General features: G+C 70.7%; 20 protein-coding genes. 12 read left to right on the top strand and 8 right to left on the bottom strand.

Going from position 1 to position 25,159, the window contains the following annotated elements:
• Positions 1 to 12 precede the first annotated feature (12 nt).
• Entirely contained in the window at positions 13 to 1,629 is a 1,617-nt protein-coding gene (locus AC1P0E_RS11600; protein ID WP_482742097.1) for a carboxyl transferase domain-containing protein, read from the bottom strand.
• Between the two features lie 170 nt (positions 1,630 to 1,799).
• Here AC1P0E_RS11600 and AC1P0E_RS11595 point away from each other — a divergent pair, with 170 nt between their 5' ends.
• From AC1P0E_RS11595 to AC1P0E_RS11575, 5 genes are all read left to right on the top strand, one after another.
• Positions 1,800 to 3,014: a DUF418 domain-containing protein gene (locus AC1P0E_RS11595; protein ID WP_482742096.1), complete on the top strand. Its 1,215-nt coding sequence runs from the start codon at positions 1,800 to 1,802 to the stop codon at positions 3,012 to 3,014.
• 22 nt (positions 3,015 to 3,036) lie between these two features.
• Positions 3,037 to 3,654: an SACE_7040 family transcriptional regulator gene (locus tag AC1P0E_RS11590; protein ID WP_482742095.1), complete on the top strand. Its 618-nt coding sequence runs from the start codon at positions 3,037 to 3,039 to the stop codon at positions 3,652 to 3,654.
• Between the two features lie 100 nt (positions 3,655 to 3,754).
• The gene (locus tag AC1P0E_RS11585; RefSeq protein ID WP_482742094.1) at positions 3,755 to 4,543 is read left to right on the top strand and encodes a phosphatase; all 789 of its coding nucleotides are present in this window, start codon (positions 3,755 to 3,757) and stop codon (positions 4,541 to 4,543) included.
• Positions 4,544 to 4,593: 50 nt separating this feature from the next.
• Positions 4,594 to 4,803, top strand: a complete 210-nt coding sequence (locus AC1P0E_RS11580; protein ID WP_482742093.1) for a type II toxin-antitoxin system VapB family antitoxin — start codon at positions 4,594 to 4,596, stop codon at positions 4,801 to 4,803.
• Positions 4,800 to 5,222, top strand: a complete 423-nt coding sequence (locus tag AC1P0E_RS11575) for a PIN domain-containing protein (protein ID WP_482742092.1) — start codon at positions 4,800 to 4,802, stop codon at positions 5,220 to 5,222. Before AC1P0E_RS11580 ends, AC1P0E_RS11575 begins: the two co-directional genes overlap by 4 nt.
• A 51-nt stretch (positions 5,223 to 5,273) precedes the next feature.
• Here the strand turns inward: AC1P0E_RS11575 and tesB are convergent, their stop codons facing one another.
• The 3 genes from tesB to AC1P0E_RS11560 all read right to left on the bottom strand — a co-directional run bounded on the left by tesB (position 5,274) and on the right by AC1P0E_RS11560 (position 9,082).
• Positions 5,274 to 6,146 (bottom strand): acyl-CoA thioesterase II, encoded by an 873-nt coding sequence (gene tesB, locus AC1P0E_RS11570; RefSeq protein WP_482742091.1) that lies wholly within the window; start codon positions 6,144 to 6,146, stop codon positions 5,274 to 5,276.
• A gap of 24 nt (positions 6,147 to 6,170) precedes the next feature.
• On the bottom strand, positions 6,171 to 7,328 hold the full coding sequence (locus AC1P0E_RS11565) for an acyl-CoA dehydrogenase family protein (protein ID WP_482742090.1): 1,158 nt from the start codon (positions 7,326 to 7,328) through the stop codon (positions 6,171 to 6,173).
• Between the two features lie 107 nt (positions 7,329 to 7,435).
• On the bottom strand, positions 7,436 to 9,082 hold the full coding sequence (locus AC1P0E_RS11560; protein WP_482742089.1) for a PucR family transcriptional regulator ligand-binding domain-containing protein: 1,647 nt from the start codon (positions 9,080 to 9,082) through the stop codon (positions 7,436 to 7,438).
• 171 nt (positions 9,083 to 9,253) lie between these two features.
• Here AC1P0E_RS11560 and AC1P0E_RS11555 point away from each other — a divergent pair, with 171 nt between their 5' ends.
• The 3 genes from AC1P0E_RS11555 (at position 9,254) to AC1P0E_RS11545 (ending at position 13,582) form a co-directional block, all read left to right on the top strand.
• Complete coding sequence (locus AC1P0E_RS11555; RefSeq protein ID WP_482742088.1) at positions 9,254 to 10,762, top strand: sodium:solute symporter family protein; 1,509 nt, start codon at positions 9,254 to 9,256, stop codon at positions 10,760 to 10,762.
• Between the two features lie 42 nt (positions 10,763 to 10,804).
• Positions 10,805 to 11,785, top strand: a complete 981-nt coding sequence (gene speB, locus AC1P0E_RS11550) for an agmatinase (protein WP_482742087.1) — start codon at positions 10,805 to 10,807, stop codon at positions 11,783 to 11,785.
• 114 nt (positions 11,786 to 11,899) lie between these two features.
• Entirely contained in the window at positions 11,900 to 13,582 is a 1,683-nt protein-coding gene (locus tag AC1P0E_RS11545; RefSeq protein ID WP_482742086.1) for a thiamine pyrophosphate-binding protein, read from the top strand.
• A gap of 206 nt (positions 13,583 to 13,788) precedes the next feature.
• Here AC1P0E_RS11545 and AC1P0E_RS11540 read toward each other — a convergent pair whose 3' ends face one another.
• Complete coding sequence (locus tag AC1P0E_RS11540; RefSeq protein WP_482742085.1) at positions 13,789 to 14,154, bottom strand: hypothetical protein; 366 nt, start codon at positions 14,152 to 14,154, stop codon at positions 13,789 to 13,791.
• A gap of 327 nt (positions 14,155 to 14,481) precedes the next feature.
• On the opposite strand from AC1P0E_RS11540, the gene AC1P0E_RS11535 reads away from it, so the two are divergent.
• The 4 genes from AC1P0E_RS11535 to AC1P0E_RS11520 all read left to right on the top strand — a co-directional run bounded on the left by AC1P0E_RS11535 (position 14,482) and on the right by AC1P0E_RS11520 (position 21,344).
• Positions 14,482 to 15,399, top strand: coding sequence for a serine hydrolase (locus AC1P0E_RS11535; protein ID WP_482742084.1), 918 nt, complete (start codon positions 14,482 to 14,484; stop codon positions 15,397 to 15,399).
• Positions 15,400 to 15,608: 209 nt separating this feature from the next.
• Positions 15,609 to 19,334 (top strand): ABC transporter ATP-binding protein, encoded by a 3,726-nt coding sequence (locus AC1P0E_RS11530; RefSeq protein ID WP_482742083.1) that lies wholly within the window; start codon positions 15,609 to 15,611, stop codon positions 19,332 to 19,334.
• A 157-nt stretch (positions 19,335 to 19,491) separates the two neighbouring features.
• Positions 19,492 to 19,854: a hypothetical protein gene (locus AC1P0E_RS11525; RefSeq protein ID WP_482742082.1), complete on the top strand. Its 363-nt coding sequence runs from the start codon at positions 19,492 to 19,494 to the stop codon at positions 19,852 to 19,854.
• A 65-nt stretch (positions 19,855 to 19,919) separates the two neighbouring features.
• Positions 19,920 to 21,344, top strand: coding sequence for a S28 family serine protease (locus tag AC1P0E_RS11520; RefSeq protein WP_482742081.1), 1,425 nt, complete (start codon positions 19,920 to 19,922; stop codon positions 21,342 to 21,344).
• A gap of 28 nt (positions 21,345 to 21,372) precedes the next feature.
• Here AC1P0E_RS11520 and AC1P0E_RS11515 read toward each other — a convergent pair whose 3' ends face one another.
• The 3 genes from AC1P0E_RS11515 to AC1P0E_RS11505 all read right to left on the bottom strand — a co-directional run bounded on the left by AC1P0E_RS11515 (position 21,373) and on the right by AC1P0E_RS11505 (position 25,148).
• Positions 21,373 to 22,005, bottom strand: a complete 633-nt coding sequence (locus AC1P0E_RS11515) for a hypothetical protein (RefSeq protein ID WP_482742080.1) — start codon at positions 22,003 to 22,005, stop codon at positions 21,373 to 21,375.
• 133 nt (positions 22,006 to 22,138) lie between these two features.
• Positions 22,139 to 23,971, bottom strand: coding sequence for a glycoside hydrolase family 3 protein (locus tag AC1P0E_RS11510; RefSeq protein WP_482742079.1), 1,833 nt, complete (start codon positions 23,969 to 23,971; stop codon positions 22,139 to 22,141).
• A 394-nt stretch (positions 23,972 to 24,365) separates the two neighbouring features.
• Positions 24,366 to 25,148: a sugar phosphate isomerase/epimerase family protein gene (locus AC1P0E_RS11505; RefSeq protein WP_482742078.1), complete on the bottom strand. Its 783-nt coding sequence runs from the start codon at positions 25,146 to 25,148 to the stop codon at positions 24,366 to 24,368.
• Positions 25,149 to 25,159: the final 11 nt, after the last annotated feature.

Genomic DNA, 25,159 nt, shown 5'->3' with positions numbered 1-25,159 from the left:
GTCATTTGTCTCTCACATCCGGAAGATGCCGAAGGCGGGCTCGGGCAGCGGCGCGTTGGCGCAGGCCGTCAGGGCCAGGCCCACCACCTGCCGGGTCTCCAGCGGGTCGATCACCCCGTCGTCCCACAGCCGCGCCGTCGCGTAGTAGGCATTGCCCTGGGCCTCGTACTGGTCGCGGATCGGGGACTTGAAGGCCTCTTCCTCAGCGGCCGGCCACTCCTCGCCCCGCGCCTCCAACTGGTCCCGCTTGACCGTCGCGAGGACCGAAGCGGCCTGCTCGCCGCCCATCACCGAGATCTTCGCGTTGGGCCACATCCACAGGAAGCGGGGTGAGTACGCCCGGCCGCACATCGAGTAGTTGCCCGCGCCGTACGACCCGCCGACGACGACCGTCAGCTTCGGGACGCGCGTGCACGCCACCGCCGTCACCATCTTCGCGCCGTGCTTGGCGATGCCGCCCGCCTCGTAGTCCCTGCCGACCATGAAGCCCGAGATGTTCTGGAGGAAGAGGAGGGGGATGCCGCGCTGGTCGCACAGCTCGATGAAGTGCGCGCCCTTCTGGGCGGATTCGGAGAACAGGATGCCGTTGTTGGCGACGATGCCGACCGGATGCCCGTGGATCCGCGCGAAGCCGGTGATCAGCGTCTGACCGAACTCCGCCTTGAACTCCTGGAAGCGTGAGCCGTCGACCGTACGAGCGATGACCTCACGCACGTCATAGGGCGTACGGGAGTCCACCGGCACCGCGCCGTACAGCCCGGCAGGGTCGACCTTCGGCTCCTCGACGGGCTCGACCGACCACGGCAAAGGGCCGCGCTCGGGAAGCGTCGCGACGATGTTCCGGACGATGCGCAGGGCGTGGGCGTCGTCCTCCGCCAGGTGGTCGGTGACGCCCGACGTGCGGGAGTGGACCTCGCCGCCGCCCAGCTCCTCCGCCGTGACGACCTCGCCCGTGGCGGCCTTCACCAGCGGCGGCCCGCCCAGGAAGATCGTGCCCTGGTTCCGCACGATCACGGCCTCGTCGCTCATCGCCGGTACGTACGCCCCGCCCGCCGTGCAGGAGCCGAGCACCGCAGCGATCTGCGGAATGCCCGCCCCGGACATGCGGGCCTGGTTGTAGAAGATCCGCCCGAAGTGCTCGCGGTCCGGGAAGACCTCGTCCTGCATGGGGAGGAAGGCGCCGCCGGAGTCCACCAGGTACAGGCAGGGCAGGCGGTTTTCGAGGGCGACCTCCTGGGCGCGGAGGTGCTTCTTGACGGTCATCGGGTAGTACGTGCCGCCCTTGACCGTGGCGTCATTGGCGACGATCACCACCTCGCGGCCGCTCACCCGCCCGATCCCGGCGATCACACCGGCGGCCGGCGCCGCACCGCCGTACATCCCCTCGGCCGCCAGCGGAGCCAGCTCCAGGAAGGGCGATCCGGGGTCCAGGAGTGTGTCCACGCGGTCGCGGGGGAGCAGCTTGCCGCGCGCGGTGTGCCGGGCGCGGGCCTTCTCACCGCCGCCGAGCCGCGCCGCGGCGAGCCGCCCGCGCAGCCCCTCCACGAGCTCCTCGTGGGCCGCTTCATTGGCCCGCCACGCCTCGGCTGCCGGATCGGCGGTGCTGGTCAGCACCGGTGCCTGCCGCATCTCCTGAGCCCCCTTGCCCGGTCGATGTGATGTTAATGAGCGTTAACGCCCTTTCAGGTTAACGACCGCTAACCACCCTGTCCAGGGCTGTGGATTCGTCCTTCGGTATGACGCGATCAAGATCAAGGGATGTCAGGATCTGACCTGACTTACACACGGGGGCGGGACTTGTGACGACACAGCGAGACACGGCGATACCGGACGCGGAGGCAGGGCGGCCGCAGGCGCGACAGCGCATTCTGGAGGTGGACGCCCTCCGCGGGTTCGCGCTCCTCGGCATCCTGCTCGTCAACAGCCTGACGATGGCCGGTTCCCACGGCCTGTTGGGCGGCCGCCCGTCCGCCGCCCCTGACGCCGTGGCCCTGTGGCTGATCGATTTCCTCGCGCAGAGCAAGTTCTATCTGCTCTTCTCGTTCCTCTTCGGCTACAGCTTCACGCTCCAGGCGGCCTCGGCCGAGCGCGCCGGTGCCCGCTTCGGGCCGCGCACGACGCGGCGCCTGCTGGGGCTGTTCGTCCTCGGGGCACTGCACGTGGTGTTCCTCTACGTCGGCGACATCCTGACGACGTATGCCCTGCTCGGCCTGATCCTCTTCGCCGCCCGCCGGGCCACCCCCGAAGGGGCGTACCGGGCCGCCCTCTGGGTGTGGGGCGTCTTCGGCACGCTTCTGCTGCTGTTCGGCGCGCTCGCGACGCTGGCCGGTCCCGACGCGGACACCGAAAGGGCCGTCGCGGCCGAGGCCGCCGAACTCGCCGCCGCCTACCGGGGCGGATTCCTTGATGTCGTCGGCGCGAACCTGGGCCAGCTGCCGCTCGCCGCCGTAGCGCTGGTGATCATGAGCGGCTTCGTCGTCGCCGCGTTCCTGCTGGGGCTCGCGGCCGGCAAGCGGCAGTGGCTCACGCGGGCCGACAGGGCAAGCCTGCGGCGTATCGTCTGGGCCGGCCTCTGCGTGGGCGTGCCGGGCGCCGCCTTCTCGGCCTCCGGCGCGGCGGGCCCGCTCTCCGTCCGCTGGGAAATACTCGCCACGATGACGGGCGTCGTCGTCGCCCCGGCGCTCACCGCCGCGTACGTCGCCGGGTTGCTGCTCTGGTTCGGTACGCCGGGCGGGGCGCGGGTGGCCGGAGTTCTCGCGCCCGCCGGGCGGATGGCCCTGACCAACTACCTCACGCAGTCGCTGGTCATGGCGCTGATCTTCACCGGGTACGGTCTCGGGCTGTACGGGCGCGCGGGTATAGCCGTTCCGGTGTGCGTCGCGCTTGTTGTGTACGCCGCCCAGCTCGCCCTCAGCGGTTGGCTGATGCGGCGCCACCGGCTCGGGCCCGTCGAGTGGGTGCTGCGGTGGTTCACGCATTTCCGCGAGCGCCCCCGTCAGGTTAACGACCGCTAACCGAACGGTTTAGAATGGCCTCATGAGCACCAACACCGCCCGCGTCGCGGCCCCGACCCGCCGCGAGCAGATCCTCAAGGAGGCCGCACGCCTCTTTGCCGAGCGCGGCTTCCACGGCGTGGGCGTCGACGAGATAGGCGCCGCCGTCGGCATCAGCGGCCCCGGCCTCTACCGCCACTTCCCGGGCAAGGACGCCATGCTCGCCGAGCTGCTCGTCGGCATCAGCGAGCGGCTGCTGGACGGCGGGCGCCAGCGCGCCGCCGCGGAGGCGGCCGACAGCCCGCAGGCCGTCCTGGGCTCCCTCATCGACGGCCACATCGACTTCGCGCTCGACGACCGGCCGCTGATCACCCTGCACGACCGTGAGCTGGACCGGCTCCGGGAGAGCGACCGAAAGCGCGTGCGCCAGCTTCAGCGGCAGTACGTCGAACTCTGGGTCACCGTCGTACGGGAGCTGAATCCCGACGTACCGGAGGCGGAGGCGCGGTCCGCCGTGCACGCGGTGTTCGGGCTGCTGAACTCCACGCCGCACCTCGGTTCGTACGGCAACGGGCTGCCGGGGCGGGCGGCGATGGAAGGGCTGCTGCGAAGGCTGGCACATGGTGCGTTCGGGGCGCTGGCGCCTCGGGTCGCCGCCTGAGGCTCGGCGGGGCTCCTGCGGGGCTCCTGCGGAGCTTCCCCTCGCGGCACGGGGACGGCTTTGCCGGACGAGGGTCGCAGGCGGACGGCACAATGGGCTCATGCCGATACCCAGCCGCGCCGCCCTTGTCGACCACCTCGCCCGCACCCGCATCGCCGGTGACGTCGCCACCCCCCGCGACAACAACCTCTCCCACTACCGAAAGCTCGCGAACGGCGACCGCCACTACTGGCTCGGTCTCGAACTCGGAGACCGCTGGACCGACGAGCAGGACGTCCTCGCCGTCATGGCCGAGCGCTGCGGCGTCAGCGACGACCCCGAGCACCGCATGGGCCAGGACACCATCGACCCCGAACTGACGGTCGACGCGCTGGAGCGGATGGCGGCACGGCTGCGCAAGGCCGCCGCGGGCAAGGAGCGCGTGCTGTTCGCGACCGGACACCCGGGCGGGCTGCTCGACGTACACCGCCGGACCGCGGACGCGCTGCGCCGCGCGGGCTGCGAGATCGTACGGATCCCCGGCGGGCTCACCGCCGACGAGGGCATGGTGTTCCAGTTCGCGGACGTCGCGATGCTGGAGCGCGGCGCGACGCTCTGGCACACGCACTCGCCCGAGCCGATGACGGCGATCCTCAACGGCATGGAGCACGAGGGACGGCCGCTGCCCGACCTGGTCGTGGCCGACCACGGGTGGGCGGGCTGCGCGGGACAGCGCGGGATCGACGCGGTCGGGTACGCCGACTCGAACGACCCGGCACTCTTCATCGCGGAGGCGGAAGGCACGCTCCAGGTCACGGTCCCGCTCGACGACCACGTCACCGACCCGCGCTTCTACGACCCGATGACGGAGTACCTGCTGGACGCGGCGGGCCTGGCGGACGGCGCCTGAGGGCTCGACGATATATGCTCCATATGCGAGGGACCTAGGGAGGATATGCGATGTCGAACCTTTATGTAGAAGTCGACGACGACGCCCTCAGCGAGGCCGCGTCGATACTGGGCACTACGACGAAGAAGGACACCGTCAACGCTGCTCTCCTCGAGGTGGCCAAGCGCCGTCGGCGCCTGAACGCGTTGGAAGAGCTCGCCGCCATGGGTGAGCGTGGCGATTTCGACATCCTGCTCGACAAGGACAATTACCGTCGATGAGCCCTGTCACCCACCTCATCGACACGTCCGCCGCCGCCCGCATCCTGACCAACAAGCAGGTCCGGGAGGACTGGAGTGGGCACCTGGCCGAGGGCGTGATCGGCCTGTGTGAGATCACCGAGCTGGAGATGCTCTTCTCGTCCCGGTCGCTGGCGGACCGGCTGGCCAAGGAGGAGTTGCTCACCGAGCTCTTCAACTGGACGCATGTGCCCGACGACGTATACCGACGCGCGCGTGCCGTGCAGCGGCTGCTGACGGAGCGGGGCGAACATCGCAGCGCCGGTCCGGTCGATCTGCTCGTAGCCGCCACCGCTGAGCTGGCCGGACTGACCGTGCTGCACTACGACGCGGACTTTGAGACCGTCGCCAGGGCTACTGGGCAGCCCACGAGGTGGGCGGCGCCTCCGGGCACACTCTGACGGCGGACCTCGTCAGCGGTCGGCGAGTCGGCGAGTCGGCGGGTCGGCGGGTCAGCGAGGTACCCGGACCACGCCCTCCTGGATGACGGAGATCGCCAGCCGGCCGTCCTGCGTGTAGATCCTGGCCTGGCCCAGGCCGCGTCCGCCCGACGCGGACGGCGACTCCTGGTCGTACAGCAGCCATTCGTCCGCCCGGAAGGGCCGGTGGAACCACATCGCGTGGTCCAGCGACGCGCCGACCACATCGCCGGTCGCCCAGCCGCCGCGCCCGTGGGCAAGCAGCACCGAGTCGAGCAGTGTCATGTCGGAGACGTATGTGGCGAGGCAGACGTGCAGAAGCGGGTCGTCGGCGAGCTTGCCGTTCGTACGGAACCAGACCTGCGAGCGGGGCTCGCGCCGTTCGCCGACGCTGCCGTACGGAGGGGCGTCGACGTACCGCAGATCGACCGCCGCACGGGCTTCGAGCATGCGGTCGACGACGCCCGGGTCGAGGAAGTGGTCCGCGTACTTCGGCAGCATCTGGGCGGCCGTCGGGAGCGTCTCGGGGTCCGGCGCCGGCGGCATGTCCGCCTGGTGCTCCATGCCCTCCTCGTACGTCTGGAAGGACGCCGAGAGGTGGAAGATCGGCTGGCCGTGCTGGACGGCGACGACGCGGCGCGTGGTGAAGGAGCGGCCGTCGCGGATGCGGTCGACGGTGTAGACGATCGGCGCGCCCGGGTCGCCCGCGCGCAGGAAGTACGCGTGCAGGGAGTGGGCGAGGCGATCACCGGGGACGGTGCGGCCCGCGGCGACGAGGGCCTGGGCCGCGACCTGGCCCCCGAAGACGCGGGGAACGATCGCCGAGCGGCTCACGCCTCGGAAGATGTCCTCCTCGATCTGCTCCAGGTCGAGCAGATCGAGGAGTGCATCGAGTGCCTTGTTCATGGGGCCAGTTCTACAGGGTGGGTCTTACAGGCCCATGTCCTTGGCGATGATCATCTTCATGACCTCGCTGGTGCCGCCGTAGATGCGGTTGACGCGGTTGTCCGCGTACAGGCGGGCGATCGGGTACTCGTTCATGAACCCGTAACCGCCGTGCAGCTGGAGGCACTTGTCGATGACGCGGTGCGCGACCTCGGTGGTGAACAGCTTCGCGGACGCGGCCTCGGCCGGCGTCAGCTCGCCCGCGTCCAGGGCTTCCAGGGCGCGGTCGACGACGGCCTCGGCGGCGTCCACCTCGGCCTGGCAGGCGGCCAGCTCGAACTTGGTGTTCTGGAAGGCGGCCACCGGCTTGCCGAAGACCGTGCGCTCCTGCACGTACTGCTTGGCGAACCGGATGGCGGCCTTGGCCTGCGCGTACGCGCCGAAGGCGATGCCCCAGCGCTCGGAGGCCAGGTTCTTGCCGAGGTAGCCGAAGCCCTTGTTCTCCTCGCCGAGCAGGTCCTCGACCGGCACCTTCACGTCGACGAACGCCAGCTCGGCGGTGTCGGAGGTCTTCAGGCCGAGCTTGTCCAGCTTGCGGCCCACCGAGTAGCCCTCGGACTTGGTGTCCACCGCGAACAAGGAGATGCCGAAGCGGCGGTCGTCCTCGCGCGGGGCGGAGGTACGGGCGCACACGATGACGCGGTCGGCGTGCACACCGCCGGTGATGAAGGTCTTGGCGCCGTTGAGGACGTAGTGCGTGCCGTCCTCGGAGAGCTTGGCGGTGGTCTTCATGCCCGCGACGTCGGAGCCGGTGCCCGGCTCGGTCATCGCCAGCGCCCACATCTCCTCGCCGGAGACGAACTTCGGCAGGTAGCGCTGCTTCTGCTCGTCGGTGGCGAGCATCTCGATGTAGGGCAGGCCCAGCAGCACGTGCACACCGGAGCCGCCGAAGTTGACGCCCGCGCGGGAGGTCTCCTCGTACATCACGGCTTCGTACTTGTGCGACTCGATGCCCGCGCCGCCGTACTCCTCCGGGACCCGGATACCGAAGACGCCCAGCTCGCCGAGCTTGTAGTAGAAGTCGCGCGGTGCCTGGCCGGCGGCGAACCACTCGTCGTAGACGGGTACGACCTCGGCCTCGATGAAGGCCCGGATGGTCTTCCGGAACGCCTCGTGGTCCTCGTCAAAAACGCTACGGCGCACGGGACGCCCCCTTCATGCTCCATTGGCGATGCTGTTCTAAGCGCTTGCTCAGTCGAAGTTACCGGTTGGTCACCAACGCTGTCCAGGCTCCGGGGCGGTCGTACGCGTCACAGCCACCGCAGCGCGAACCACAGATCCATCCGTACGTCCGCGTCGTCCAGGTCGGCGTCGAGCAGGGTCGCGCAGCGGGCGATGCGCTGGCGGACCGTGTTGCGGTGGACGTCGAGCGCGACGGCCGTACGGTCCCAGCTGCCGTGCAGCGAGAGCCAGGTGCGCAGGGTGGAGGTGAGGGCCGGGGAGTCGGCGATCGGCGCCAGCTGCAGGCGGGCGTGGGCGCGGGCCTCGTCGGGCCCGACCAGCGAGGCGATTCCCTCGCCCGCCTCGCCCCGGTCGCGCACGAGGGGGCTGCGGGTGGCCTCGGCGCGGCGTACGGCCTGTGCTGCGCGGATGTCGGCGGCCGGCAGGTCGGGTGCGGGCACGGGGGAGCTGACGCCGAGGGTCCACCCGGCCTGCGGCTCGATGTCACGGCCGTCGCTCACCAGGACCCGTACGCCGCCTCTCTCGTCCGTCGCGTCCACCAGCGCACTGCCGAGGGCCGCGCCGAGCGCCGCGGCGGCCAGCGGATCGCGCTCGGAGGCGCCGGTGGGCCGGGCGTGCACCACGGTCCACTCGCCCGCGCCGAGCAGCGGCGCCACCTCGCCCGCGTCCGCCCCGAGCAGCAGCCGCACCAGCGCGGCGGCGCGGGAGGACTCGGCGGCGCCCTGATGCGGCGTGGTGAGCAGCGACAGCAGTACGACGGCGACGCCCGCGATGGTGTGGTCGCCGGCCTCCCGCCGGTCCGAGGCCACTCCGAGCGCGAGCCGCTGCCCGCCCGCGAGCGCGTAGGCGGCGAGATGGCTGCCCCCGGCGGTGTCGGTGGCGGAGGCGGGCGCGGTCCGGGGAGCGGAGGCAGGGGGGCCGGCGGGCGCGGTCCTGGGCGCGGCCTGCGCGGTCGAGCCGGACGGGGCGGTCCCGGACGCGGGGGCGGCCCTGGCGGCGGCGCCCGGCGTGCTCGCGTCGCCCGGGCCGCTCTCGGTCGCGGGCGGCTCCGGCGGCGGGTTGACCACCCGCGCGAGCCGGGTCAGGGCCGCATGCGTTTCCGGCGACGGCGTACGCCCCGCCGTGGCCAGCGGCGCGCCTTCCGCCGACAGCAGCACCGCCCACGCCCCGCCCCCGTCGAGCCGCGCCGTCAGCTGCCGCAGCACCGCGGGAACGGGGTCCGGGCGGGCCGCCGCCGTGGCCAGCCCCTGCTGCGCCTGCGTGACGCGGCGCAGCTCGCGGTGGCGGGCCTCCGCCATCAGCCGCCACACCGCACGGGCGATCGCCGTGAACGTGGTCGGCGGCGGCACTTCCACCAGGGGCAGACCATGGCGCTCGCAGGCGTCCACGAGGGCGGACGGCACGGTGTCGTACACCGGCGCGACACCGAAGCCGAGCGCCGCCGCGCCCGCCTCCACCACCCGGGAGACGTAGTGGTCGGGGTCCGTGAGCTGGACCCCCGCCGTCAGAAGAAGCTCGCCCCCGAGGAGGTACGGGTACGGGTCGCCCATCTCCGACGTGTGCACCCAGTGCAGATCCGTGCCCTCGGGCCCCGCGATCAGACGCAACCCGAGCTCCTCCCGCGCCAGCAGCGCCGCCAGCGAAATCGGCGGGGTGGGAGGGGCCGAGGGGGCAGAAGAGGAGGCCGCGGGCTCCGTCATGGATGGTCCATCCATCTGGGATCGGGGAAGTGGATGAAACGTACACTTCAGCGTCGCCTTCCAGCCACCTAATGTCGAGCGAACCGGCGGCCGCGGGTACGGGCGGATGTCCCCGCACAAGAGCCGCCGCTCTCCCCACACATCCCTGCACGACACGCCACTGAGGTGCTCGAAGGAGGATGGCCCATGGCCGTCGACTACGCGGTGATCGTCATATACCTGGCCGGAATGCTCGCCATGGGCTGGTGGGGCATGCGCCGCGCCAAGTCCAAGAGCGAGTTCCTGGTGGCCGGCCGCCGCCTCGGCCCCGGCATGTACTCCGGCACGATGGCCGCCATCGTCCTCGGCGGCGCCTCCACCATCGGCGGCGTCGGCCTCGGCTACCAGTACGGCCTCTCCGGCGCCTGGATGGTCTTCACCATCGGCCTCGGACTCCTCGCCCTCAGCATCTTCTTCTCCGCGCGCATCGCCCGCCTGAAGGTCTACACCGTCTCCGAGATGCTCGACCTCCGCTACGGCGGCGGCCGCGCCGGCATCATCTCGGGCGTCGTCATGTGGGCGTACACGCTCATGCTCGCCGTCACGTCGACCATCGCGTACGCCACGATCTTCGACGTCATCTTCAACATGGACCGCGGCCTGTCGATCATCCTCGGCGGCACCATCGTCGTCGCGTACTCGACGCTCGGCGGCATGTGGTCGATCACGCTGACGGACATGGTGCAGTTCGTCGTCAAGACGATCGGCGTCCTGCTCCTGCTCCTGCCGATCGCGGTCGTCAAGGCAGGCGGCTTCAGCGAGATGAAGGCGCAGCTGCCCACCGAGTACTTCGACCCGCTCGGCATCGGCGGCGAGACGATCTTCACGTACGTCCTGATCTATACGTTCGGCATGCTCATCGGTCAGGACATCTGGCAGCGCGTCTTCACGGCCCGCAGCGACAAGGTCGCCCGCTACGGCGGCACGGTCGCCGGTACGTACTGCCTGGTCTACGCCCTCGCCGGCGCCGTCATCGGCACGGCGGCCAAGGTCCTCTACCCGGACCTCGCCCACGCCGACGACGCCTTCGCGACGATCGTCCGCGACGAACTGCCCATGGGTGTACGCGGCCTGGTCCTCGCGGCGGCGCTGGCAGCCGTGATGTCGACCTCGTCCGGCGCGCTGATCGCCTGCGCGACCGTCGCCAACAACGACATCTGGTCGCGGCTGCGAGGCGTCGTGTCGAAGGCGGAGAAGGGTGACGAAGCCCACGACGAGGTGCGGGGCAACCGCATCTTCATCCTGATCATGGGCGTCGCGGTCGTCTGTATCGCCATCGTCCTGAACAACGTCGTCGAGGCACTCACTGTCGCCTACAACCTGCTGGTCGGCGGCCTGTTGGTGCCGATCCTCGGCGGTCTGCTGTGGAAGCGCGGCACGGTGCACGGCGCCCTGGCGTCCGTCACCGTCGGCGGACTCGCGGTCGTCGGCCTGATGTGGTGGTACGGAATCCTCGCCAATCAGCCCGTCTACTACGGCCTCTTGCTGTCGCTCGCGGCGTACGTCGTCGTCAGTCTCGCCACTCGCCCGACCGACGCCGCCGTCCTGGTCGCGTGGCGCGAGCGGCTGGCGGGCAGGGGCGCCGAGTCCGAGCCCGAGCCCGGGTCGGAGCCCGAGCCCGAGCCCGAGTCCCAGTCCGTCCCCACACCGGGCTAAGATCAGATAACGCAACGAAGCGTACGAAAGAAGGCATTTCACATGAGCAGCAGCGAGCAGCAGTTCCGCGGCCCCGTCGACTCCTCCCGCATCCCGAGGTACGCGGGCCCGGCGACGTTCGCGCGGCTGCCCCGACTCGACGAGGTCGGCACCGCCGATGTCGCAATCGTCGGTGTGCCCTTCGACTCCGGGGTCTCCTACCGCCCCGGCGCCCGCTTCGGCGGCAACGCGATCCGCGAGGCGTCGCGCCTCCTGCGCCCGTACAACCCGGCGCAGGACGCGTCGCCCTTCGCGCTCGCGCAGGTCGCGGACGCCGGTGACATCGCCGCCAACCCGTTCAACATCAACGAGGCCGTCGAGACGATCGAGGCCGCGGCCGACGACCTCATCGGCTCCGGCGCCCGCATGATGACGCTCGGCGGCGACCACACCATCGCGCTGCCCCTCCTGCGTTCCGTGGCGAAGAAGCACGGCCCGGTCGCGCTGCTGCACTTCGACGCGCACCTGGACACGTGGGACACGTACTTCGGCGCGGAGTACACCCACGGCACGCCGTTCCGCCGGGCCGTCGAGGAGGGCATCCTCGACACCGAGGCGCTCTCCCACGTCGGTATCCGCGGCCCCCTCTACGGCAAGCAGGACCTGACCGACGACGAGAAGATGGGCTTCGGCATCGTCACGTCGTCCGACGTCTACCGGCGCGGCGCCGACGAGGTCGCCGACCAGCTCCGCCAGCGCATCGGCGACCGCCCGCTGTACATCTCCATCGACATCGACTGCCTCGACCCGGCCCACGCGCCCGGCACCGGCACCCCCGAGGCGGGCGGCATGACCTCACGCGAGCTCCTGGAGATCCTGCGCGGCCTGTCCTCCTGCAACCTCGTCTCGGCCGACGTCGTCGAGGTCGCGCCGGCGTACGACCACGCGGAGATCACCTCCGTCGCCGCCTCCCACACGGCGTACGAGCTGACGACGATCATGTCCCGCCAGATCGCCGCCAACCGCGCCCAGGGCGCGAAGTAACCTCACGGCTGGAGCCGGCACCGGCCCGCCCGCCGCGCATACGGGCGCGCGGCGGGCCGGTCGCGGCGCGCGGCCGGAACGAGGCCCGGCACGACGGAAGGGATGGATGTACGCATGACCCACGACCACGACCTGGTCCTGCGGCCCACCGCCGCGCAGACCGAGGCGGCACTGAACCCGCCCCCCGGCCGCAACGGCGGCGACCTCGTAGTCGAGACCCTGACCGGCCTCGGCGCGACCACCGTCTTCGGCCTCCCGGGCCAGCACGCGCTCGGCATGTTCGACGCCCTGCGACGGTCCTCCCTCTCGTACGTCGGCCTGCGCGTCGAGAACAACGCGGGCTTCGCCGCCGACGCGTACGGCCGGATCACCGGAGAGGCCGCCCCGCTGCTCCTCTCCACCGGCCCCGGGGCCCTCACCTCCCTCGCCGCGCTCCAGGAGGCGGCGGCGGCGTCGGCCCCCGTCCTGGCGATCAGCAGCCAGGTCCCGTCGGCCGGCATCGGCGGCGGACGGCACGGCTACCTGCACGAACTGCGGGACCAGAAGGCGTCGTTCCGCGACATCGTGAAGTCGGTCCACACGGTCCGTACGGCGTCCCAGATCCCGTCGGCGATCGCCGAGGCCTGGGAGTCGGCCCTGACGGCCCCGCACGGCCCGGTGTGGATCGAGATCCCCCAGGACGTACTCCTCGCGGAGACGACCCTCCCGCCCGTCACGGCGATGGACGCGACCCCGCACGAACTGCCCCCGCGCCCCGAACTGACGGCTGTGGCAGCCCACTTGCTGTCGACGGCCGCCCGCCCGGCGATCATCGCGGGTGGCGGTGTCGTACGCTCCGACGCCTCCGGCAAGCTGCTCGCGCTCGCGGAGAAGCTGAACGCACCGGTCGTCACGACCTTCGGCGGCAAGGGCGCGTTCCCGTGGGAGCACCCCCTCTCGCTCCAGTCCTGGCTGGAGGACCGTCACACGACGGACTTCCTGGAGGACGCCGACGTCCTCCTGGTCGTGGGCAGCGGCCTGGGTGAACTCTCGTCGAACTACGGCACGTTCGCGCCCCGAGGCCGCGTCGTCCAGATCGATGCCGACCTCGGCAAACTGGAGTCCAACCACCCGGCACTCGGCATCCACGCGGACGCCCGCTTGGCGCTCTCGGCGCTGTTGGAGACGGCGGAGGACCGCGAGGACGAGGGAGCGCGCGAGCGCGTGAGCGATGTCCTGGCGAAGGTACGGGAACGCATCGCGTCCCAGGACCTCGACCTGGAGCAGCAGCTGCTGGCATCCATCCGCGATGCGCTCCCGGCCACATCCCCCAGCTTCTGGGACATGACGATCCTGGCGTACTGGGCCTGGTCGGCGTTCGACCCCCGCCACCCCAACACCATGCACTCGGCGCAGGGCGCGGGCGGCCTCGGCTACGGCTTCCCGGCGGCGCTGGGCGCGGCGGCGGCGGACCGTACCCGTCCCGTACTGGCGGTCTCCGGCGACGGCGGCGCGATGTACTCGATCGCGGAACTCGCCACCGCCCGCCAGCACAACCTCCCGGTGACCTGGCTGATCGTGGACGACGGCGGCTACGGCATCCTCCGCGAGTACATGACCGACGCCTTCGACGAAGCCACCGGCACGGAACTCGCCCGCCCGGACTTCATCGCCCTGGCGGAGTCCTTCGGCGTACCGGCACTCCGGACCACTCCGGAAACCCTGGCCGAAGACCTGACCAAGGCGCTTTCGGCTCCCGGCCCTTCGGTGGTCGTACTCCCGGCCCTGCTGCGGATGTTCGCCCCGACACACCTGTGACGGGAGGGGTGCGTGGGCACGCGCCCGCCGCCCGCCCAGTGCACCGCGACGTCAGTACGATATGAGGCCATGACGCGCATCGAACACGACCGTGAGAACGACACGGCGTACATCATCGGCGCGGAAGCGGTACTGAGCCCGTCGGTTCTCGGAACCGGCGACTGACCGCCGTTCATTGACTGCCCGGTGCCGGGCGCGGTGCTCACTCACCCCAGGGTCGGGTGTGCTTTCCGGAGAGAGCCGGACTGCGCCTGGTACCCCTCGCAGAACTCCTCGCGCTGCACGGGAGTGAGACCGTCGGGGAGCACCTTGGCAGGCAACAGGTCGGGTATGGACCTGAGTATCGCGGCGGCGGGCTCACCCCGGCCTCGTGCCCGCGCGTCCAGGAAGTACTGGCCCATCTTCTGCACATGCTCATACATGTGCCGGTGCGGCTTGTCCGCCGCCTGCGCCCTCGCGCCCGGCCGGCTCAATGAGTGGTTGTTGCCCGCCGTGCTGAGCTTCTGCAGTGCGGCGAGCGCCGCGTAGAGCTGACCGCAAAGCTGGGCGTCACTCGGCTTACCGGTTGCCATGTGCCCTCCCCGTTCCTTCATGGACCGACATCACTACCCTCGCCGGTCCGGCGCGGAACTTCCGTTCCGGCCTCGAGGGAAGCGGGCGCGGCGGCGCGCCCTCTGGCTCACTGTGCACGGCGTCGACGTCGGCGCTGCGCGATGTTCACCGGATCGCGGAGAGCCGAGGTGCGCGCCTTCCCGCGCCCGCCTGCGACGGCCCCGCGTCCGGGGTCTGATCCGGCCCGATCCGTACTGCTGCGCGGCGCAGCCGCACCTTCCGTACAACCTTTCCGCCCCTCAGGGGTCATCTGAAGCAGAAGTTACGAGGGGACGGGAAACCACACCATGACGCACACCCGAATAACGCGCGCCGCGATAGCCGCTGCCCTGGCCGGGGCGGTCCTCGTGCCCGTCGTCGCCGCCGCGCCCGCCGCTGCCGCCACCGTGCCGACCGTGGCCTGTACGTCGGGCAAGGTCGGGCTCGCGGCCAAGCTGGTCAAGGACATCACCACGGCGCTCAAGGGGCGGAAGTCCACGACGGCGATCTCGCTGCACGACCGCACCACCAAGACCACCTGCACCCTGCGCGCCACGCAGAAGTACGACTCCGCGAGCGTGGTCAAGGTGACGGTCCTCGCCGCGCTGCTGTGGGACGCCAAGAAGACCAACCGCTACCTGACGTCGCGTGAAACCAAGCTCGCCACCGACATGATCACCAAGTCGGACAACAACGCCACCACCACACTGTGGCGGCAGCTCGGCATGACGAAGATCAAGGGGTTCCTGCGGGCGGCCGGGATGACGCAGACCGTCCCCGGCACCGGCGGCTACTGGGGGCTGACGCAGATCACCGCGCGCGACGAGCAGAAGCTCCTCGCGCTGCTCACCGCGAAGAACACCGTCCTGAGTGACAATTCGCGGGCGTACACCCTCGGCCTGATGGGCAAGGTCATCTCCTCCCAGCGCTGGGGCACTCCGGCCGGAGCCCCGTCCACCGCCAAGATCCAGGTGAAGAACGGCTGGCTGCCCCGCTCCACGCACGGCTGGCGGGTGCACTCCATCGGCGCGTTCACCGGCGGCCGCCACGACTACGCGATCACCGTGCTCACCCACGACAACCCGACCATGAACGACGGTGTGAACACCATCCAGGCCGTCTCCCGGGCGATCCACAAGGCTCTCAACCCGACGGCCTCCGCCTCGACCCTGTACACCCCGACCCAGACGCCCCGCGAGGCGATCCCGGCGGTGCCGAAGTCCTGAGCGGGCCGGTCAGGGGCATCGGTATGTGCGCGGAACTCGACGGCAGACGTGTCGCCGTCGAGTTCCAGCGCCCGGCGGGAAAGGTGGGAAGCCCACCGAACGAGTGACCCGGTCCTAGGACCAGAGACCCGTCTTCGCCCCGGCGGGATGAAATCCGCACCTCACCGCGTTGGTGACTTCCGGCAGTACAGGACGATCGGGAGGCATCAGTGGCGTCGGCGGCAGATCAAGGGTGGGCACGGCGGCTGGCGGGCTATGCCTGGAGGTACCGGCGCAATGTCGTGCTCGCGCTCGGATCCTCGCTCGGCGGCATGGCCGTCATGGCGCTCGTGCCGCTGATCACCAAGGTCGTCATCGACGACGTCATCGGTGAGGGGTCCGGGTCCCTCGCCGTGTGGACCGGGCTGCTCATCGTCGCGGCCGTCCTCGTGTACGCCCTCACCTACATCCGCCGCTACTACGGCGGCCGCCTCGCTCTCGACGTCCAGCACGACCTGCGCACCGAGATGTACGGGACCATCACCCGCCTCGACGGACGCCGCCAGGACGAGCTTTCCACCGGTCAGGTCGTCGGCCGTGCCACCAGCGACCTCCAGCTCATCCAGGGCCTCCTCTTCATGCTCCCGATGACCATCGGGAACGTCCTGCTGTTCCTCATCTCCCTCGTGATCATGGCGTGGCTCTCGCCGCTGCTCACCCTCGTCGCCCTCGCCGTCGCCCCCGCCCTCTGGTTCATCGCCAAGCGCAGCCGCACCCGGCTCTTCCCGGCCACCTGGTACGCCCAGGGCCAGGCCGCCGCCGTCGCGGGCGTCGTCGACGGGGCCGTCTCCGGCGTACGCGTCGTGAAGGGCTTCGGGCAGGAGGACCAGGAGACCGGCAAGCTGCGTGAGGTCGGCCGGCGGCTCTTCGCGGGGCGGATGCGGACCGTCCGGCTGAATTCCCGGTACACCCCGGCCCTCCAGGCCGTGCCCGCCCTCGGCCAGGTCGCCATGCTCGCGCTCGGCGGCTGGCTCGCGACGCGCGGCGAGATCACGCTCGGTACGTTCGTGGCCTTCTCCACCTACCTCGCCCAGCTCGTCGGCCCGGTCCGCATGCTCGCCCTTGTGCTCACCGTCGGCCAGCAGGCGCGGGCCGGTGTCGAGCGCGTACTGGAGCTGATCGACACCGAGCCGTCCATCGAGGACGGGAGCAAGGAGCTCCCGGCGGACGCCGAAGCCACCGTCGAGTTCGACGACGTGTCGTTCGGTTACGCCGACGAGCGGCCCGTGCTCGACGGCTTCTCCCTCGGCATCCGGGCCGGCGAGACCGTCGCCGTCGTCGGCTCCTCCGGCAGCGGCAAGTCCACCGTCTCGCTCCTCCTCCCGCGCTTCTACGACGTCTCGCGCGGCGCCGTACTCGTCGGCGGGCACGACGTCCGCGAGCTCACGCTCGACTCGCTCCGGGCCGCCATCGGGCTCGTGCCGGAGGACAGCTTCCTGTTCTCCGACACCGTCCGCGCCAATATCGCGTACGGCCTGCCCGATGCCACCCAGGACCAGATAGAGACCGCCGCCCGCGCCGCCCAGGCCGACGGCTTCATCTCCGAGCTGCCGAACGGCTACGACACCACCGTCGGCGAACACGGCCTCACCCTCTCCGGCGGCCAGCGTCAGCGCATCGCCCTCGCCCGCGCCATCCTCACCGACCCCCGCCTGCTCCTCCTCGACGACGCCACGTCCGCGGTGGACGCCCGCGTCGAGCACGAGATCCACGAGGCGCTGAAGTCCGTCATGGCCGGGCGTACGACGCTGCTCATCGCCCACCGCCGCTCCACCCTCAACCTCGCCGACCGCATCGCCGTGATCGACGGCGGCCGCCTCTCCGACATCGGTACGCACGAGGAGCTCCAGGAGCGCTCCGCCCTCTACCGCAGGCTCCTCACCGACCCCGACGAGCTCGGCGGCGTATCGCCCGGTCACATCCTCACCAAGGCGCCGCAGCCGGCCGACGACCGGACCGTGCAGGACGAACTGGACGCCGAGTTCGACGCCGAGCGCGGCATCACACCCGACCTGTGGGTACGGGACGAGTCCGCGCCCGACAAGGCCACCGACCACGCCCCCGGCATGCCCGCCACCCCGGAACTCCTCGCCCAGGTCGACGCGCTCCCGCCGGCGACCGACGTGCCCGCCGTCGACGAGGCCCGCGCCGTCCAGCCCGAGGAGTCGTACGGCCTGCGCCGCCTGCTGCGCGGCTTCGGCCTCCCGTTGCTGGTCAGCCTGGCGCTGGTCGCCGTGGACGCCGGCATGGGACTGCTCCTGCCGATCATGATCCGGCACGGCATCGACGAGGGCGTGACCCAGCTCGCGCTCGGCGCGGTCTGGGCGGCGGCCGGGCTCGCGCTGGCGTCCGTCGTCGTGCAGTGGGTCGCGCAGACCGGCGAGATGCGGATGACCGGCCGGACCGGCGAGCGCGTGCTCTACTCACTGCGACTCAAGATCTTCGCCCAGCTCCAGCGCCTCGGCCTCGACTACTACGAGCGCGAGCTGACCGGCCGCATCATGACCCGTATGACGACGGACGTGGACGCCCTGTCGACGTTCCTCCAGACCGGCCTCGTCACCGCCTTCGTCTCCGTCGTCACCTTCTTCGGCATCATGGTCGCGCTCCTGGTCATCGACGTGCAGCTGGCCCTCGTCGTCTTCGCGACACTGCCGGTGCTGATCATCGGCACGTACTTCTTCCGCAAGTCGAGCGTCAAGGCGTACGAGCTGGCGCGCGACCGGGTCGGTGTCGTCAACGCCGACCTCCAGGAGTCCGTGTCCGGACTCCGCATCGTCCAGGCGTTCCGTCGCGAGCGCATGGGCGCCGAGCGGTTCGCGGAGCGCAGCGACAGCTACCGGCAGGCGCGCGTGCGCGGGCAGTGGCTGATCTCCATCTACTTCCCGTTCGTCCAGCTGCTGTCGTCCGTCGCGGCCGCCGCGGTGCTGATCGTGGGCGCCGGGCGGGTGGAGGCGGGCACACTCACCGCCGGTGCGCTCGTCGCGTACCTCCTCTACATCGACCTGTTCTTCGCGCCCGTACAGCAGCTCTCCCAGGTCTTCGACGGATACCAGCAGGCCACCGTCTCCCTGCGGCGCATCCAGGAGCTCCTGCGGGAACCCACCTCGACCGCCGCCGCCGAGCGGCCGCGGGAAGTCCCGTCGCTGCGTGGCGAGATCGCCTTCGAGGACGTGCGCTTCAAGTACGGTGATGAGGAGGAAGCCCTCAGCGGGATCGATCTGCGCATCCCGGCCGGCCAGACCGTCGCCTTCGTCGGTGAGACCGGAGCCGGCAAGTCCACCGTCGTCAAGCTCGTCGCCCGCTTCTACGACCCGACCTCGGGGCGGATCACGGCCGACGGCACCGACCTGCGCGAGCTGGACATCACGGCGTACCGGCACCGCCTCGGTGTCGTACCGCAGGAGGCGTACCTCTTCACCGGCACGGTCCGGGACGCCATCGCCTACGGGCGCCGCGACGCGACCGACGCCGAGGTCGAGGCGGCGGCCCGCGCGGTCGGCGCGCACGACATGATCGCCACCCTCGACGGCGGCTACCTGCACGAGGTCGCCGAACGCGGACGCAACCTCTCCGCCGGCCAGCGCCAGCTCATCGCGCTCGCCCGCGCCGAACTCGTCGACCCCGACATCCTGCTCCTCGACGAGGCGACCGCCGCCCTGGACCTCGCCACCGAGGCCCAGGTCAACCAGGCCACAGACCGCCTCACCGGCCGCCGCACCACGCTGGTCGTCGCGCACCGCCTGACGACGGCGGCGCGCGCGGACCGGGTGGTCGTCATGGACCACGGCCGGGTCGTGGAGGACGGCACGCACGACGAACTGCTGGCCCTGGACGGCACGTACGCCCGCCTGTGGCGCACCTTCGTGGGCGAGGACGAGCCGGCGGCCGTCTGAGGAGCCCGGCCCGGCTGCCGCGAACCTTCGCCAAATGTCCGCAACCAGGCCCTACCCTCCGAGCGTCCGTACGCACGTACGCTCGCTCATGTGAGGGAAGGGGACACGGGTGTTCGGTGGGGCGGGTGCGGCGAGTGGGGCGATGAAAAAACATCTGATGTACGGACTTGCAGTGGTGGTCGCGGCGACGGGCCTGACCCTCGCGGGCCCCGGCACCGAGAGCGCCGAGGCCATCGGCGCCTGTTCCGGCCGCAAAGTGCGGACGGTCACTTTCCCGACCGGCGAACTGCGCATCTACAAGAGCCGCCGCTACGCCTGCGCCGTCACCGTCTCCAAGCGCGTCGGCGTACGGCAGACCATGTCGGTCACCATCCAGGCGCGCGGCAGCCGCACCGCCAGGGACAGCGGCCGATTCACCCACCGCGCCGGACCGGTGACGGTCTACGCCCTCAATCGCTGTGTGCGCGCGCACGGTTCGGTCGGTGCCCGGAAGGCATCCACCGGCTGGATTCTTTGCTGAGGCTGGTGGTAGGGGAGTTGCCCCGCTAGGTTCGCCCCGTCGTCTGTGACTACAGGGGAGGGCGAATGCGCAAGGCGCGCAGCTTGCTGCTGTCGTTCGCGGTGCTCATAGGCACCGTGGGACTCGGCAGCGCACCGGCCGGGGCGGTCACCACCGCCGAGCCGGACATCAAGGAGCGCATACTCGCGATACCGGGCATGAGCCTGGTCGAGGAGAAGCCGTACACCGGCTATCGCTACTTCGTACTGAACTACACCCAGCCGGTCGACCACCGGCAGCCGTCCAAGGGCACCTTCAAGCAGCGGATCACCTTGCTGCACAAGGACACGAACCGCCCGACGGTCTTCTTCACCAGCGGCTACAACGTCTCGACGACCCCGCGTCGCAGTGAACCGACGCAGATCGTCGACGGCAACCAGGTGTCGATGGAGTACCGCTTCTTCACTCCGTCCCGGCCGGCGCCCGCCGACTGGTCGAAGCTCGACATCAAGCAGGCCGCGAGCGACCAGCACCGCATCTTCACGGAGCTCAAGAAGATCTACTCCAAGAAGTGGATCTCCACGGGCGGCTCCAAGGGCGGCATGACCGCGACGTACTACGAGCGCTTCTACCCGCGTGACATGGACGGTGTCGTCGCGTACGTCGCCCCCAACGACGTGGTGAACAAGGAGGACGCGGCGTACGACCGCTTCTTCCGGGGCGTCGGAACCAAGGAGTGCCGCGACGCGCTCAACGCGGTACAGCGCGAGGCGCTTGAGCGGCGCGGCCCGCTGAGCGCCAAGGTGAAGGAATGGGCGGACGCCAACAACGCCACCTTCGACACCGTCGGCAGCCTGGACAAGGCGTACGAGTCCACGGTCCTCGACTTCGTGTGGGCCTTCTGGCAGTACAGCAGGGCGAGCGACTGCGCGGACGTGCCCGCCGCGGACTCCTCCGACCAGGTCATCTACGACTACGTCGACGCGATCTCCGGCTTCTCCGCCTACAGCGACGAGAGCCTGGCGACGTACACGCCGTACTACTACCAGGCGGGCACCCAGCTGGGCGCGCCGCAGATCAAGTACCCGCACCTCGAAGGCCTCATGAAGTACGGCCCGGACTTCTTCCAGCCGCGCGTCTACGTGCCGCGCGACATCCCGATGAAGTTCAACCCGAGGACGATGCGGGACGTGGACAGCTGGGTGCGGCACAACGCGACGCGGATGCTGTTCGTGAACGGGCAGAACGACCCGTGGAGCGCCGAACCGTTCCGCCTCGGCAAGGGCGCGCGCGACTCGTACGTCTACACCGCGCCCGGCGCGAACCACGGCGCCAACGTCGCCGGCCTCGCGCCCGAGCAGAAGGCGAAGGCGACGGCCGAGATCCTCGAATGGGCGGGCGTGGCTCCGGCCGCCGTCCAGGCGGACCCGGCGAAGGCCAAGCCGCTGGCGTCGTACGACGCGAAGCTCGACAAGCGGGACGCGGAACAGAGGCAGACTCTCCGCCCGTAGTACCGCAGGCGCGCCCGCCGTGGTGGATTCACACCCGGCGGGCGCAGCCCACCGGCTTCTCCCCGCCCAGCTGGACGTACAACGCCGTCGCCGGCGGACACTGCGCCCGTCGCTGAACGGCGGCCACCACCTCGAACTGCGCGGCCGTCTCGCCCGACCCGTCGCACGGCGTCTCCCTCACCTGCCCCTTGCGCGCGGTGTAGACGCAGTCCCCGACGACCGTCCGCCGCCCGCCACCCTTCCCAGGATCGCCGGGATGCGGCTCCTCCAGATTGCGCATGCACGCGAACCCGCGCGGCACGGCCCCGTCGCCGTCCTCGTCGGACGCGGGCCGGCTCTCCGAGATGTGCAGCACGAAGTCCGTACGGAGCGGACACGCGGGCCCGTCGCCCGCCGGACCCTCGTGCCGGGTGAGCACCCGGGCGGCGGCCTTCTCGCTCGCGCAGGGCACCTCGCGGAAGTCGCGCCCGCGCGAGCTGCATTCGCCGATGCCGAGGAAGGTGGCGCCGTAACCCGGGGGTGTGACCGTGCCGGTGAGTCTGCTGCCGGACACGTCATCCTGTCCGGATGACTTCTGGCAGCCGGTCAGTGCCGAAGCAACCAGCACGACGAGCAGCAGCACCGCGCACGCCACTGCCCTGGACCGATCCGTGCGACGCATGAAGACCCCCCGGTACGCCCACCCAGCGTGACCCGCCGGAGCGGGCGCACGCCAGGCGTGCGGGGAGCTTTGCGCCACTTGGAGGTGGTGCGCGGGTGGCCCGGCGTACGGGCGCGTACGCCCGATGCCTGAGCTAGTACGTCAGCCCGTACCCGACCGGATACAGCACCTTCGCCGGATCGTCCGCACGCTGCACCGGCACGGGCAGCCTCCCCGTCGGCGCCTTGAGTCCGGCGACGACGCGTACGGCGGCGCGCAGTTCGACATCGGTCCAGGAGTACGCGGCGACACTCGCCGCGAATCCGGTCCCGCCGAGCTGGGCGATGTCGTACGGGTTGCGGATGGCGAGGGTGACGACGGGCACCCCGGTCGCGGCCAGCTCGCGCACGAGCGTGCGCTGCGGACTCGTCGCCGAGACGTTGTACGTCCCCACGACCACCACGTCCTTGCCCTCGGCCGCGGCAACGGCCTCCTTGATCTTCGCCTGCGTCGGGGTGATCCCGGTGGACAGGGCCGTGGCGGTGAAGCCGAGTTCCCTCAGGGCTCCGGCGATGACGGTGGTGGGCGGCCCGGTGGTCGCGGTGGGGGACGCGGGATCGGCCCCGACCACCAGCACATCGCGGTGCGTACGACGGCTGAGCGGCAGCAGCCCGCCGTCGTTGGCGAGCAGCGTGGTCGTCCCCTCGGCGATCCGGTCGGCCGCCGCGAGGTGCGAACGCACCCCCACCGCCCGGTCGACACCCTTGTGCGAGACATAGGGGTCGCGGAACAGCCCGAGCTTGGCCTTGAGCAGCAGAATCCGCAGGATCGATTCCTCGACCCGCGCCATGCTCAATTCCCCGCCCTTGACCGCCTTGAGGACGGCGTTCCAGGCGACGGGCAGGTCCGGCGGGTTCAGCAGCTGGTCGCACCCGGCGAGAAGCGCGAGGACGGGCACCCGGTCGTCGCCGTACTTCTGGCGTACGCCGGCCATGGCGAGGGAGTCGGTCACCACGACCCCGTCGTAACCGAGGCGCTCGCGCAGAACACCGGTCAGGATCGGCTTGGAGAGCGTCGCCGGGTCCTTGGCCGGATCGAGTGCCGGTACGACGATATGCGCGGTCATGATCGAGTCGATGCCGGCAGCGATGGCGGCACGGAACGGCGGGGCGTCCAGCTCCTCCCACTGCTCGGCGGTGTGATGGATCGTCGGCAGCGAGTAGTGACTGTCGTCCTTGGTGTCGCCGTGCCCCGGGAAGTGCTTGGAGGTGGCGGCGATCCCGGCGCCCTGATACCCCTTCACCTGCGCGGCGACCATCCCCGCGACAGCCTGCGGATCGGCCCCGAAGGACCGTACGCCGATGACGGGGTTCGCCGGGTTGACGTTGACGTCCGCGACCGGCGCGTAGTTCTGCACGATGCCCATGGCGGCGAGCTCGGCCCCGGCGATCTGCGCCGCCTTCTGCGCGTCGGACCGCGACCCGCCGGCCCCGAGCGCCATCGCACCCGGCACGAGGGTCGCGGGCTTGCCGACGCGGGCGACGATGCCGTGCTCCTGGTCGGTGGAAATCAGCAGGGGTACGGGCGTGTCCTGCGCGAGGCCGGCCCGCTGAATCCCGTTCGACAGATCGGCGATCTGGCGCGGATTGCGGGTGTTGTGCGCCCAGGCGAAGTAGATGATGCCGCCGACGTGGTACTTCGCGACGAGTTCGGCGGCGGTCCTGACCCCCATCTCCTTGAGATTCAGATCGATGTCGACCTGGTCGGGCTCGGTCGCGGAGTGCCCGTAGGCCCGCATCACGAAGAGCTGGCCGACCTTCTCCTCCAGGCTCATCCGGGAGATGAGGCGCCTCAGGCGGTCGCGGGTGGAGGCGGTGACGGACGCGTTGGACGCGCCCAGGGCGGGCGTCGTGCTGATGGCGGTCGCTGCCACTGCGGCGGCGGTCGCGGTGAGCAGGGTGCGTCTGGACGTGCGGTGGTGGGGCACGTGAGCTCCTTCCGGCCGTACTCGACAAGGGAGTTGAAGGAAACTTCCAAGGAGTCACGGATATCCGGAAACTAACTGCCAGGTCAAGGGTGCGGCAGCACATAGGGGCCAGGACCCCCCGCAAAGGGGAGCCGCCACTGGCGCATTCGGAGGGGGGCGCACCAGTGGCGGCTGTGCTGCCGGCCGCAGGCGGCTGGAGAGGGGAGTCAGCGATCGCAGCCAGCAGCGAGTGCCGACACCGCTCTGCGGAGACTCACCGGCAGTACGCCGGTTGGACGGAGCCGCTTGCCGGCAGGTTCCCCCGGATGCGGAGAATTCGCGGAATTGGTACGGATGAGCCGGGAGTGGCGGTCAGGGCAACAAGAGCGCACCACCGGCCGCCCGCGAGGCGCCACTAGCGCCTCAGCCGTTCCAGATACTCCCGCCCCGCCGCCAGCATGCCCGGCAGGTCCGCCGCCTGCGGATACCAGCGCTTCTCGTACTCCCAGCACACCCACGCGTCGTCGTCGAGCAGCCCGACGCACTCGCCCAGCGGCAGCACTCCCGCCCCCAGCGCCAGCGGGGTCGTGTCGTCGGCCGACGCGATGTCCTTGACCTGGGTGTATCCGAGGTGCGGGGCCAGTACGGCATGTGCTGCCGCCGGCGTCTCGCCGCCCAGCCAGGTGTGCATGACATCCCACAGCGCACCCACGTTCTTGTGCCCCACCGGCCCCAGGACGCGCGAGGCGGCCACGCCCGTCCTGTGCGAGTCGTGCGTCTCCAGCAAAATGCGCACCCCCATGTCGGCCGCCGTCTCGGCCGCCAGCCCCAAGCGGCGGGCCGCCGTCGCGTCCGCCTCCTCCTGGCTCTGCTCCTCCCCGCCGCCGGGGAAGACGCGGACGTACGGCGCGCCCAGGTCGCGCGCCAGCGCCAGCAGGCCACGAATCTCCTCGCGCACGGGCTCGTCCTCACCGGGCGCAGCCACCCGCGCGTACCCTGCCACGGCCAGAATGCGGACGCCCGCCCGGTCGAACGACTCGACGACGTCCGCCCGTTCCTCCACCCCGATGCCCGGATGGACCGGCTCCTCGGGGTGTGCGCGCAGTTCCACGCCGTCGTAACCGGCCGTGTTCGCCAGCCGTACGACATCGTTCACCGGCATGCCCGGCACCCCGAGGGTGGAAAAGGCGTACTTCACGTTGATGCTCC

Source organism: Streptomyces sp. TRD_SC_5, assembly GCF_056836825.1.
This window is presented reverse-complemented; position numbering and strand designations above follow the sequence as displayed.

Coding starts and splice junctions, on each gene's coding strand:
- AC1P0E_RS11560 (WP_482742089.1), bottom strand. CDS start 9,082: ATGGATGGACCATCCATGACGGAGCCCGCGGCCTCCTCTTCTGCCCCC.
- AC1P0E_RS11580 (WP_482742093.1), top strand. CDS start 4,594: ATGTCGAACCTTTATGTAGAAGTCGACGACGACGCCCTCAGCGAGGCC.
- AC1P0E_RS11545 (WP_482742086.1), top strand. CDS start 11,900: ATGACCCACGACCACGACCTGGTCCTGCGGCCCACCGCCGCGCAGACC.
- AC1P0E_RS11600 (WP_482742097.1), bottom strand. CDS start 1,629: ATGCGGCAGGCACCGGTGCTGACCAGCACCGCCGATCCGGCAGCCGAG.
- AC1P0E_RS11535 (WP_482742084.1), top strand. CDS start 14,482: ATGACGCACACCCGAATAACGCGCGCCGCGATAGCCGCTGCCCTGGCC.
- AC1P0E_RS11555 (WP_482742088.1), top strand. CDS start 9,254: ATGGCCGTCGACTACGCGGTGATCGTCATATACCTGGCCGGAATGCTC.
- AC1P0E_RS11575 (WP_482742092.1), top strand. CDS start 4,800: ATGAGCCCTGTCACCCACCTCATCGACACGTCCGCCGCCGCCCGCATC.
- AC1P0E_RS11515 (WP_482742080.1), bottom strand. CDS start 22,005: ATGCGTCGCACGGATCGGTCCAGGGCAGTGGCGTGCGCGGTGCTGCTG.
- AC1P0E_RS11590 (WP_482742095.1), top strand. CDS start 3,037: ATGAGCACCAACACCGCCCGCGTCGCGGCCCCGACCCGCCGCGAGCAG.
- AC1P0E_RS11525 (WP_482742082.1), top strand. CDS start 19,492: ATGTACGGACTTGCAGTGGTGGTCGCGGCGACGGGCCTGACCCTCGCG.
- AC1P0E_RS11585 (WP_482742094.1), top strand. CDS start 3,755: ATGCCGATACCCAGCCGCGCCGCCCTTGTCGACCACCTCGCCCGCACC.
- AC1P0E_RS11540 (WP_482742085.1), bottom strand. CDS start 14,154: ATGGCAACCGGTAAGCCGAGTGACGCCCAGCTTTGCGGTCAGCTCTAC.
- AC1P0E_RS11520 (WP_482742081.1), top strand. CDS start 19,920: ATGCGCAAGGCGCGCAGCTTGCTGCTGTCGTTCGCGGTGCTCATAGGC.
- tesB (WP_482742091.1), bottom strand. CDS start 6,146: ATGAACAAGGCACTCGATGCACTCCTCGATCTGCTCGACCTGGAGCAG.
- speB (WP_482742087.1), top strand. CDS start 10,805: ATGAGCAGCAGCGAGCAGCAGTTCCGCGGCCCCGTCGACTCCTCCCGC.